We start from the raw sequence: 10,991 nt of genomic DNA, 5'->3' as shown, positions 1-10,991 counted from the left end.
ATGATGGGTCAGAGATCAATTCCTGATACCCTGTCATTCCGGTATTGAAAACCACTTCTCCTGCAGTTTCCAATTCTGCTCCGAAACCTTCTCCATGAAACACTTCACCGGACTCCAGTATTAATTTTTTCTTCATTTTTTTTATTTAGATTTTCTTTTTTTATTAACAGGTTGCCTCTGCGAGGCGTTTCTTTTTATATCCCAAGGGTTGCACCCATGGTTATTAATAGGTCGCCCTTACAGGGCTTGTATAACTATTACCTTATTCCTTTCCAGGGGTTCTACCCCATGGCTATTAACAGGTCGCTCCTACGGAGCTCGCTATTCTTTTTACTTTTACCTTGGCTCTTATTTAAAAGTAAATCCTTTCTCTTCTAATGCATCTTTTAGAATGGCCATTCTGGCGAAAACACCGTTTTCCATTTGTCTGAAGACTCTTGAGCGTTCACATTCTACCAGGTCTGAGTCTATTTCCACTCCTCTGTTGATCGGTGCGGGGTGCATAATGATTGCTTCTTTTTTCATGGCTTTTTCTCTTTCTTTAGTCAAGCCATATCTTTTATGATAATCTGATGCTGTAAAACTCATGGCAGCGTCGTGTCTTTCGTGTTGAATTCTTAATAGCATCAGAACATCTACTTCAGCGATCAGCTCATCTACTGAAAGGTAAGTTCCGTTGATTAATGCTCCTTCATCAAACCATTGTTCAGGTCCTGAGAAGTATACTTTAGCGCCTAGTCTTCTTAAAGCTTCCGCATTTGAGTTTGCCACACGGCTGTGTTTTACATCTCCTACAATTCCTACTTTTAATCCTTCAAATTTCCCAAACTCCTGATAGATCGTCATCAAATCCAGCATACATTGTGAAGGGTGGTTTCCTGTTCCGTCTCCACCGTTGATTACAGGAATTTTAATATTCTTTAGTTCCTCAAAATATCTGTCTTTCTTATCGCGAATTACTACCAGGTTTACTCCAAGGCTTTCAATTGTTTTTACTGTATCATAAAGACTCTCGCCTTTATTTACAGAACTGTGTGAAGCATCAAAAGGAACAACCTGTAATCCTAATTTTCTTTCTGCAATATCAAAGCTTGTCTTTGTTCTTGTGCTGTCTTCAAAGAAAAGATTGGAGCAAAAAACTTCGCCTTCAATTTTAGCAGTTTTTCCATTTCTGAAAGCTAATGCTTCTGTCAGTATACTGTTGATTTTCTCGGTACTTAGTTCTGTAATCGTAAACATAATCTTAATTTTTGAGCATAAAAAAAGCGAAGACAACAATCTTCGCTAATAACAATAAATATCGTAAAGGGCGCTTTCGCCCGGTAAATCTAATGATATAAATGCTTTTTTATTCATTAGGTGCAAAGATACAACAATTTTATGAACCTACAAAACCAAAGTTTAAAATAAATTAAAACCGCGAGTATTTCCTTATTCTCATTTAAAATTAATATTTTTGTTACAACACAACTTTATTCTATGGATTTAAAAGACAAAATGATTCTCAGCATTATACAGGAAGACTCTACTTTATCGGTGAAAGAAATTTCAGAAAAGATAGGTCTTACCTTTACTCCAACGTATGAAAGGATCAAACAATTGGAGAAGCAGGGGATCATTCAGAAATATGTAGGTCTTTTAAACCGTGAGAAACTGGGTCTGAATATTGTAGTCTACTGTAATGTACGTCTTAAAGAGCAATCCAAGAAAGTATTGGAGACCTTTGAGAAGCATATTGGAAAATATGATGAAGTACAGGAAATCATCAGCCTTTCCGGAGAATACGATTATATGTTGAAGATTATTGCCAAGGACATCAACTCTTATAATGAGTTTGCAGTCAATGTCATTTCAAACATTCCTAACATCGGGCAGTATCACAGTTCCATCGTCCTTCATGAGGTAAAAAAATCTACCAAGTTCAAGATAGATCTTGAATAGTTCCTTTAATTTTTAAACCATTAAGAGAATTTAAGTGGTGAAGAATTGGTAAGAGTATTCGCAAGCGAATAATAAGAGTTCGGTACTGTATTTCAAACTTTACTTAACTCTTCTTTTCTTAAAGTTATTTCAAGAACCTTTGTGGCTCTCATTACAATCATCAAATTCAAAGATCAAAATAAAATCCAACCATTAAGATGGCTTAAGCAATTAAGATTTAAGGATTTCACAACGATAAAACATAGGCGATCTAAGTAATTTAGATTTTTATGTCCGCTCAAGCCTTTATGATCTTAATGGTTCAGATTTTAACCTAATAATTTATTCTTCAGTTTATTGAACTGGTATTCTATTTTATCCAGGCAAAGATTTCCTATACTTCCCTGATGAGTATGATCCAAAGCACCCGGCTCGAATTCAAACTCATTGTTTTCTATTTCCTGCCCTACTTTTACATAGGCATCACGGAAAGAACTTCCGCTTTTCACTTCTTCATTAATCTTCTCTACGCTGAACAGGTATTTATATTTTTCATCTTCAAGAATTCCGTCTTTTACCTGGATATTCGGTAAAGTATAGCTTAAGATTTCCAGACATTCTTTTAATGAATCAATAGCAGGGAAAAGAATTTCCTTTGTCAGCTGAACATCCCGGTGATAGCCTGACGGAAGGTTATTTGTTAACAGGATCAGTTCATTCGGTAATGCCTGAATTCTGTTGCATCGTGCACGAACAAGCTCAAAAATATCTGGGTTCTTTTTATGAGGCATGATGCTGCTTCCTGTTGTAAATTCTTTCGGAAAGCTGATGAAATCAAAATTCTGATTCAGATACAGACATACATCATAAGCAAATTTCCCAAGTGTTCCGGCCAGAGTTGCCATTGCCATCGCCAATAGCTTCTCTGATTTTCCACGGGTCATCTGAGCGTACACTGAATTATAATTCATAGACTGGAATCCTAGATTATAAGTGGTACTTTCACGATTGATCGGGAAAGAGGAACCATAACCTGCCGCTGAGCCTAATGGGTTTTTATTAATGATATTTTTGGTTGAAAACAGCATTTCAACATCATCCAGAAGTGCTTCTGCATATGCTCCAAACCATAATCCGAAAGAGGAAGGCATTGCAATCTGCAGATGGGTATACCCCGGAAGCAATACATTTTTATGCTGATCCGCCAATTGGATCAAAATCTGGAAAAACTCATCAGTAAGTTTTGTGATCTCACGGATCTCATCCAATAAATAGAGCTTGATATCCAGTAAAACCTGATCGTTTCTTGATCTTGCCGTATGGATTTTCTTTCCGGTGTCTCCTAATTTTGTAATCAGGATGGCTTCTACCTGAGAATGGATATCCTCAGCTTCTTTATCAATTTCAAAATTTCCGTTTTCAATTTCCTGTAAAATATCGTTTAATACTGCCAGCATCTGCTCAGATTCTTCAAGAGAAATAATTCCGGTTTCTGCAAGCATTTTACAATGTGCCATGGAACCTTTGACATCATATTTCGCCAAACGTTCATCAAAGTCAAGATCTTTTCCTACCGTAAAGTTATTGACTAATATATTGGTGGCCAGGTCATCCTTTTGCCATATTTTTTTCATAAGTACGTTTTGATTTTCTAAGACTGCATGAATCATTTACGATTTCATCACAGTCCGATTTAAAATATTTAATTGATTTTGACAGGCCCAGCAAGGCGATCCTTATTACTATTAACTATAAAAAAACATTTCCTTATTATTTTAAGTCTCTTTTTAATGGTATTTTTTGCATAAATCTTTATTAAAACGAAACTTTACTGCCTGCTGAGCGTAGTCAAAATATGTATTATGTTGGAAGTCTGAAGCTGGAGACTAGAAATTGATAACAAACCGCAATAACTTCCTTTCTTTCTTCTTCCCGCTTCCATCCTTTTTATAATACCTTTTCCAAAATCCGGATATAGATATCGATTCCTTCTTCTATTTCATTAATATAGATGAACTCATCTGCTGTATGCGAGCGCCTACTGTCTCCAGGACCCAATTTCACGGATGTACATGGAATAATAGCCTGATCCGATGATGTTGGTGATCCATAGGTTGTCCTTCCAATTTCCAATCCGGCTTTTACAAACGGATGATCCATTTCTATTTTGGATGAATTCAACCTGAAAGACCTCGCAGTAAGCGTTGATTTCATTTGAGACTGAATGATTTCAAAGGCTTCTTTATTGGAATATTCATCCGTTACCCTTACATCCAGTGTGAAATGACAGGATTCCGGTACTACATTGTGCTGTACACCAGCATGAATTCCAGACAGAGTTACTTTTACTTCGCCCAGATAATCCGAAACCTTTGGAAACTTAAAGTTTAAAATTCCCTGCAGATCCTCCATACATTTTATAATAGAGTTATCATCATTCGGATGAGCAGCATGAGAAGGAGTTCCTTTCATTTCTCCGTCAATCACCAACAGTCCTTTTTCAGCAATTGCCAGATTCATCTGCGTGGGTTCTCCTACAATGGCAAGTTCTATATTGGGTAACTGTGGAAACAGAGCCTCAATTCCGTCAAAACCTGAAATCTCCTCCTCTGCCGTCAACGCTATCACTAAATTATATTCTAAATCTTCTTTATCATAAAAATGTAAAAAAACCTGCGCCATAGAAACCAGAGAAGCTCCGGCATCATTGCTTCCCAAACCAAACAGTTTACCGTCTTTTTCAATCGGAACAAACGGATCAAGCGTGTAAGCTTTATTGGGCTTTACTGTGTCATGATGCGTATTCAGTAAAATAGATGGCTTAAATACATCAAAGTTTTTATTTACCGCCCAGATATTGTTTTTAAAACGCTTGGTTGGAATCTGGTGTTTCTTGAAAAAGTTTTCAATCTCCACCGATGTATTGAATTCATCTTTACTGAACGAAGGAATTTCAATCAGTTTTTTAAGCAGCTCAACTGCATTATTCAACAATTCTTCTTTATTATAAACAGATTTCAGTTCCTGCATGATGATTCTCTATATGGTTTTTCAGTTCTGTTTCTTTAATCAGAAACACTTTGTTTACATTATTCTTTATGGCTCCAAGAGCGTTCTCTAGTTTGGGTAAAATCCCTTTGTGAAGTTTTCCTTCTTCTTTCAGTGTGGTAAAATCATCTTCGGAAATACTTTTGATAAGAGATTCCGGGTCATCTACGTTTTCTAACACACCTTGCTTATCAAAACAATACAATAACTCAACTTCATATTTCTCAGAAAGTGCCTGAGCAATCACAGAAGCAATTGTATCTGCATTGGTATTAAAAAGATTTCCTTTTCTATCATGAGTAATCGCAGAAAAAACAGGAATAAGATCCAATTTCATCAATTTTGAGATGAGCTTTCTATTCACACTTTTCTTGGTAATATCTCCCACAAATCCGAAGTCAATTTCAGGATGTTCTCTTTTCTTCGCTTTTATCAGATTTCCATCTGCCCCAGAAAACCCAATAGCATTGCATTTTTTCTGCTGTAGCTTTTCGACAATATTTTTATTGATTCCGCCTGCATACACCATCGTTACAATATCCAATGTATCTTTATCTGTAATCCGCCTTCCGTTGATCATCTTCTGCTCTATACCGAGTTTATCAGCCAATGTTGTAGCTAACTTTCCTCCGCCATGCACAAGAATTTTCTTCTCTTTAATTTCGGAAAACTGATCTAAAAACTGATCCAGTAATCGTTCATCATCAATGAGCGCTCCGCCTATTTTTATGATGTATATTTTCTGTTTCATTTTTTTTTTTACATTTAGGGTTGATAGGAATGAATTCCTATCTTGGGTTAAATCGTCCCTTCGGGACTCATTGGATGTTATTTTATATTGTCTAAAATTTCGCTGAAGACGGCTTGTGCTGAGAAAATACGGTTCTTTGCCTGTTGGTAGATGATTGAATTTTCTCCGTCCATTACTTCATCGCTTAGTTCTACATTACGGCGAACCGGGAGGCAGTGCATTACTTTTGCCTGGTTGGTATTGGCCAGCTTTTCATTGGTCAGCATCCAATCTTCTTTTACTTCCGGCATTGCAGCATAGTCGTCAAACGAAGACCAGTTCTTCACATAGATAAAGTCTGCATCTTTCAAAGCTTCCTCCTGGTTGTGAATCACTTTTGTATTTTTTGTAAAGGCCGGATCTAAATCATATCCTTCTGGATTAGCGATTACCAGCTCTACATCCATTTCCTGCATCCATTCTGCGAAGGAATTTCCTACTGCATGAGCAATCGGCTTAATATGTGGCGCCCAGGTTAAAACTACTTTTGGCTTATGCTCTTTTTTCCAGTTTTCTGTAATGGTAATACAATCCGCAAGACTTTGCAGCGGGTGACGGGTTGCTGATTCCAAAGAGACAACAGGGACTTTTGCATGCTGCTCAAACTGGCTCAGAATACTTTCATTTACATCGTCTTCCTTACTTTTCATTCCTGCAAAGCAACGTACCGCGATGATATCACAATATTGGTTTAAGACTTCAATAGCATCTTTAATATGCTCTACGGTGTCTCCGTTCATTACGGCTCCATCAGCAAACTCAAGGTTCCATGCTTCCTGTACTGCATTTAATATTAATACATTTAAACCAAGGTTTTGTGCTGCGATCTGGCTGCTCAAACGGGTTCTTAAGCTTGAGTTTAAAAATACAAGTCCTATTGTTTTTCCCTTTCCTTTTTCTGTTTCTGAAAGCGGGTTTGCTTTTATTTCTAAAGCTTTTTTTATGATTTCCTGTAAGTTTTCTACATCACTTACAGCGGTGAATTTTTTCATTTTGAATTGATTTTAAAGATTTTTACTACTTATTGGATACTTTCCAATACTTTTTTCAAAGCATTGATGAAAAGATCCGTTTCCTCTTTTTTGATATTCAGTGCCGGAAGAATCCTCAACACTGTTTTATCATTAGAGTTTCCGGTGAAGATGTGATGATCGAACAGTAAGTTTTTCCTTACTTCCGAACAGTCTCTATCGAGTTCTATTCCGATCATCAACCCTTTCCTTCGGATGGATTTAATATGTGGCAAACCTTTAATTTCATTTTCAATATATTCACCCATTTGCTGAGCGTTTTCGATCAGATTTTCATCTTTCATTACATCCAGAACAGCAATCGAAGCTACACAAGCTAAGTGATTCCCTCCGAATGTTGTTCCCAATAAGCCATTGCTCGCCTGGAATTTAGGATGAATTAAAACTCCGCCAACCGGAAAACCATTTCCCATTCCTTTGGCTGTAGTGATAATATCTGCTTCAACTCCAAATTCCTGATGAGCAAAGAAGTATCCGCTTCGTCCATATCCTGACTGCACTTCATCCAAAATCAGAACAGCGTCATATTTCTCGCACAGTTCTTTAATTTTAGATAAAAACTCTGGCGTTGGAATCATAATTCCTCCTACTCCTTGAATACCTTCAATAATAACAGAAGAAATTTCGTTTCCGTGTGCAGCAAAAGTTTCTTCAAGCTGCTTAATGTCATTCCATTCTGATTTGATGAATCGTTCTGAAAAGTTAACCGGAGCAACAATCTTCGGATTATCCGTTACAGAAACTGCTGCTGAAGTTCTTCCGTGGAATGATCCGGAAAAATAAAGCACTTTGCTTTTTCCATTGTGAAAAGAAGCTAGTTTTAATGCATTTTCATTAGCTTCAGCACCTGAATTACACAGGAAAAGATTATAATCTTCATATCCTGAAAGTTTCCCCAGTTTATCAGCCAGTTCTACCTGCAATTCATTCTGAACGGAATTAGAATAGAAAGAAATTTTCTCTAATTGCTCCTTCAGCTTGTTTTGATAATGCGGATGGTTGTGTCCAATGGAAATTACAGCATGGCCTCCGTAAAAATCAAGATACTGTTCTCCTTTATCATCCCAAAGAAAAGATCCCTGAGCTTTAACCGGATTTATGTTGAATAATGGATATACGTTGAATAAATTCATGTCTTTTTATAAATGATAATTGATTAGTGATACGGGATTCGAGTTTCGAGTTCCCATAAATATCAGTTGTTACATTATTGCATTAAAATGCTATAGGTTTTAAATTCAAACCTGTATTTTCTTCCCAGCCCATCGCGATATTCATGTTTTGTACCGCTTGTCCTGAAGCTCCTTTCAACAAATTGTCAATCGCTGAGTGAATAACGGCAACATTTCCACTCTTTTCAATCTGAATCACACAGCGATTGGTATTGACAACCTGCTTTAAATCAATTGCTTTTTCACTTACCGTTACAAAAGGCGCCTCTGCATAAAAATCCCTATACAATTGGTAAATGTCAGTAAGCTCCAAATCTGTTTTCACTGTAGAACTTGTAAAAATCCCTCTTGCAAAATCTCCTCTCCATGGAACAAAATTCAGGCTGACATTTTTATGATTAAACAAAACTATCTGTTGTAAAATTTCATCTACATGCTGATGAGTTAATGTTTTATAAGCAGATATATTATCGTTTCTCCAGGTAAAATGGGTTGTTGCCTGCAAAGACTGTCCTGCTCCTGTAGAACCTGTAATCCCTGTAGTAAAAACCTCATCCAAAATCTCTTTTCCTGCTAATGGCAATAATGCCAGTTGAATGGCTGTAGCAAAACACCCTGGATTCGCAATACTTTTTGAGCCTGACAGTTGTTTTTTATTTATTTCAGGCAATCCGTAGATAAAATTTCTGTTTTCAAAATTTCCATCTAAACGGAAGTCATTCCCTAAATCAATAACTAACGTTTCTTCTTTAACTGGATTTTGAGTCAACCAATTCTGACTTTCTTTATGGGGAAGGCACAGAAAAAGAATATCTACTTCTTCAGCCTTATCCGTCAGCACCTGCTCACAAACTGTCGTTAAATCCGGGTACAGATCTGAAATTCTTGTTCCCGAATTCGAACGACTATATAAAAAACTCAATGTCACATGGGGATGGAAAGCCAGTAAGCGTATCAATTCACTTCCTGTATAACCGTTGGCTCCGACTATTCCTACTGTCTTTTTCATACTTTAATCGATAGGACTGCATCCTATCTTGGGGTAAATCGTTCCTTCGGAACTTTAGTTGATATTTTTATTGATCTGGTGGTATATGTTTAAGGAGTTGCTTACAATTTTCGTGTATCCTTTCACATCCTCTCCCGTCCATGCTCTGTTTGCTTCTCCATAGCTACCGAATTTATCAGACATTAAATCGTGATCAGATTCGATTCCGTTTAAAATAAATCTGTACGGATGAAGGGTTACAAATACTTTTCCACTTACTGTTTTCTGAGAGTCCGTTAAGAAAGATTCAATATTTCTCATCACCGGATCTAAGAAAAGTGCTTCGTGAAGCCAGTTTCCATACCAGTCGGATAACTGGGATTTCATCATTTGCTGGTATTTTGAAAGCGTATGTTTCTCCAATAAATGATGAGCCTTGATAATCACTGAGGCTGCCGCCGCTTCAAAACCAACTCTTCCTTTAATTCCTACAATAGTATCACCAACGTGAATATCACGACCAATTCCGTAAGCAGAAGCTAATTCTTCTATTTTTTGAATAGCATAAACAGAATGATTAAAACTTTCTCCATTTACCGCTACTACTTCTCCGTTTTTAAATTCAATTTCCAATTCTGATGGTTGAGTTTCCTGAACCTGCGATGGAAAAGCTTCTTCAGGCAGATAATTTCTTGATGTCAGAGTCTCTTTCCCTCCTACAGATGTTCCCCAAAGCCCTTTATTCACTGAATATTGTGCTTTTTGGAATTCCATTTCATACCCATGATTTTTCAAAAATTCAATTTCTTCTTCACGGGATAAAGCCATATCACGGATTGGCGTAATGATCTCAATATTCGGACACATCACCTGGAAAATCAGATCAAAACGAACCTGATCGTTTCCTGCACCTGTACTTCCGTGTGCAATAGCATCTGCTCCTACTTCAATGGCATATTTTGCAATTTCCTGCGCCTGAATGGTACGCTCTGCACTTACAGAAAGAGGATATGTATTATTTTTCAACACGTTCCCAAAGATCAAATACTTCACACAAGAATTGTAATAATCTTCCTGAGCGTCTACGCACCTGTACTCTTTTACCCCAAGGTTTAAAGCTTTTTTCTCCAGCTCTTTTTCTTCTTCTTTGGAAAAACCTCCGGTATTTACAGTAACCGCATACACATCATACCCCAGTGTTTCGCTAAGATATTTTGCACAGTAGGAAGTATCTAAACCTCCACTAAACGCTAAGATGACTTTCTTGTTCATTGTTATATTTAATTTCTGGTTGTGCATTCACAACACTGTTTACTTTATTATGATCAGGCTGATTGTTTACAGCCTCATTATTTTTTATATTTTCCGGAACAAACAACATTGCTGTACATAAGCAGTTTTTACGTTCCTTTTTCATTAAAATCTCGTAGTTCACACAATTCTTACAACCGTTCCAAAACTCTTCATCCTGAGTTAATTCAGAATAAATAACCGGCTTGTACCCTAAATCGCTATTGATTTTCATTACCGCAAGACCTGTAGTTAATCCGAACACTTTTGCTTCCGGATATTTTTCTCTAGATAACTGGAACACTTTATGTTTGATCTGAGTAGCCACTCCACCGTTCCTGAATTTAGGAGATACAATCAGTCCCGAATTGGCAACAAACTTCCCATGCGACCAGGTCTCTATATAACAGAAGCCTACCCACTCACCGTTTTCAGTAGCAACCACAGCATTGCCTTCTGAAATCTTCTTACTCAAATATTCGATGGAACGTTTTGCGATTCCCGTTCCTCTACGCTGTGCAGAATCATACATTTCCTGCTGTATTTCACTCACATACACTAGATGTTCGCATGAGGAAATTTCTATTTCCATTTATTTATCTAAATTTTTTGGCAAATTTAAAATATAATTTCTTTAAAAACCAAATTAAAAAGATATTTTTTTTGTTTTAAAAATTTACACAGGTAAAATTATCTTTATTCAAAAATGTATATTTGCTAATTTATTATATATTTGCTAAAATATTAAAGTT

The 10,991-nt window shown here is 36.7% G+C and carries 11 protein-coding genes; 1 reads left to right on the top strand and 10 read right to left on the bottom strand.

What is annotated here, in order from left to right:
* A partial coding sequence (locus tag BBH99_RS21810) for a carbamoyl-phosphate synthase domain-containing protein (RefSeq protein ID WP_317041479.1) occupies nucleotides 1–136 on the bottom strand: 136 nt, incomplete at its 3' end.
* A gap of 212 nt (nucleotides 137–348) precedes the next feature.
* Nucleotides 349–1,239, bottom strand: a complete 891-nt coding sequence (locus BBH99_RS03260; RefSeq protein ID WP_066691944.1) for an aspartate carbamoyltransferase catalytic subunit — start codon at nucleotides 1,237–1,239, stop codon at nucleotides 349–351.
* Nucleotides 1,240–1,479: 240 nt separating this feature from the next.
* Between BBH99_RS03260 and BBH99_RS03255 the strand changes: the two genes are divergently transcribed.
* The gene (locus tag BBH99_RS03255) at nucleotides 1,480–1,941 is read left to right on the top strand and encodes an Lrp/AsnC family transcriptional regulator (protein WP_045495405.1); all 462 of its coding nucleotides are present in this window, start codon (nucleotides 1,480–1,482) and stop codon (nucleotides 1,939–1,941) included.
* Nucleotides 1,942–2,249: 308 nt separating this feature from the next.
* Here the strand turns inward: BBH99_RS03255 and argH are convergent, their stop codons facing one another.
* The 8 genes from argH to BBH99_RS03215 all read right to left on the bottom strand — a co-directional run bounded on the left by argH (nucleotide 2,250) and on the right by BBH99_RS03215 (nucleotide 10,831).
* Entirely contained in the window at nucleotides 2,250–3,554 is a 1,305-nt protein-coding gene (argH, locus tag BBH99_RS03250; protein ID WP_066691947.1) for an argininosuccinate lyase, read from the bottom strand.
* Between the two features lie 313 nt (nucleotides 3,555–3,867).
* On the bottom strand, nucleotides 3,868–4,950 hold the full coding sequence (locus BBH99_RS03245; protein ID WP_066691942.1) for a M20 family metallo-hydrolase: 1,083 nt from the start codon (nucleotides 4,948–4,950) through the stop codon (nucleotides 3,868–3,870).
* Nucleotides 4,925–5,719 carry an acetylglutamate kinase gene (gene argB, locus BBH99_RS03240; protein WP_066691938.1) on the bottom strand — a complete coding sequence of 265 codons (795 nt, stop codon included), beginning with the start codon at nucleotides 5,717–5,719 and terminating at the stop codon, nucleotides 4,925–4,927. Before argB ends, BBH99_RS03245 begins: the two co-directional genes overlap by 26 nt.
* Before the next feature lie 77 nt (nucleotides 5,720–5,796).
* Entirely contained in the window at nucleotides 5,797–6,750 is a 954-nt protein-coding gene (locus BBH99_RS03235; protein WP_066691936.1) for an N-acetylornithine carbamoyltransferase, read from the bottom strand.
* Nucleotides 6,751–6,779: 29 nt separating this feature from the next.
* Nucleotides 6,780–7,922: an aspartate aminotransferase family protein gene (locus tag BBH99_RS03230; RefSeq protein ID WP_066691934.1), complete on the bottom strand. Its 1,143-nt coding sequence runs from the start codon at nucleotides 7,920–7,922 to the stop codon at nucleotides 6,780–6,782.
* A gap of 82 nt (nucleotides 7,923–8,004) precedes the next feature.
* A complete protein-coding gene (gene argC / locus BBH99_RS03225) occupies nucleotides 8,005–8,970 on the bottom strand; it encodes an N-acetyl-gamma-glutamyl-phosphate reductase (protein ID WP_066691932.1) in 966 nt (321 codons plus the stop codon).
* Between the two features lie 54 nt (nucleotides 8,971–9,024).
* A complete protein-coding gene (gene argG / locus BBH99_RS03220; RefSeq protein WP_066691930.1) occupies nucleotides 9,025–10,221 on the bottom strand; it encodes an argininosuccinate synthase in 1,197 nt (398 codons plus the stop codon).
* Nucleotides 10,193–10,831 carry a GNAT family N-acetyltransferase gene (locus tag BBH99_RS03215; protein ID WP_066691923.1) on the bottom strand — a complete coding sequence of 213 codons (639 nt, stop codon included), beginning with the start codon at nucleotides 10,829–10,831 and terminating at the stop codon, nucleotides 10,193–10,195. Before BBH99_RS03215 ends, argG begins: the two co-directional genes overlap by 29 nt.
* Between the last annotated feature and the right edge of the window lie 160 nt (nucleotides 10,832–10,991).

This window comes from Chryseobacterium contaminans (genome assembly GCF_001684955.1).
In the GTDB taxonomy this organism is placed as follows: Bacteria; Bacteroidota; Bacteroidia; order Flavobacteriales; family Weeksellaceae; genus Chryseobacterium; species Chryseobacterium contaminans.
This window is presented reverse-complemented; position numbering and strand designations above follow the sequence as displayed.

Bases quoted from the DNA above. Each gene is read 5' to 3' on its own strand.
- BBH99_RS03260 (WP_066691944.1), bottom strand. From the start codon at position 1,239: ATGTTTACGATTACAGAACTAAGTACCGAGAAAATCAACAGTATACTG.
- BBH99_RS03255 (WP_045495405.1), top strand. From the start codon at position 1,480: ATGGATTTAAAAGACAAAATGATTCTCAGCATTATACAGGAAGACTCT.
- argH (WP_066691947.1), bottom strand. From the start codon at position 3,554: ATGAAAAAAATATGGCAAAAGGATGACCTGGCCACCAATATATTAGTC.
- BBH99_RS03245 (WP_066691942.1), bottom strand. From the start codon at position 4,950: ATGCAGGAACTGAAATCTGTTTATAATAAAGAAGAATTGTTGAATAAT.
- argB (WP_066691938.1), bottom strand. From the start codon at position 5,719: ATGAAACAGAAAATATACATCATAAAAATAGGCGGAGCGCTCATTGAT.
- BBH99_RS03235 (WP_066691936.1), bottom strand. From the start codon at position 6,750: ATGAAAAAATTCACCGCTGTAAGTGATGTAGAAAACTTACAGGAAATC.
- BBH99_RS03230 (WP_066691934.1), bottom strand. From the start codon at position 7,922: ATGAATTTATTCAACGTATATCCATTATTCAACATAAATCCGGTTAAA.
- argC (WP_066691932.1), bottom strand. From the start codon at position 8,970: ATGAAAAAGACAGTAGGAATAGTCGGAGCCAACGGTTATACAGGAAGT.
- argG (WP_066691930.1), bottom strand. From the start codon at position 10,221: ATGAACAAGAAAGTCATCTTAGCGTTTAGTGGAGGTTTAGATACTTCC.
- BBH99_RS03215 (WP_066691923.1), bottom strand. From the start codon at position 10,831: ATGGAAATAGAAATTTCCTCATGCGAACATCTAGTGTATGTGAGTGAA.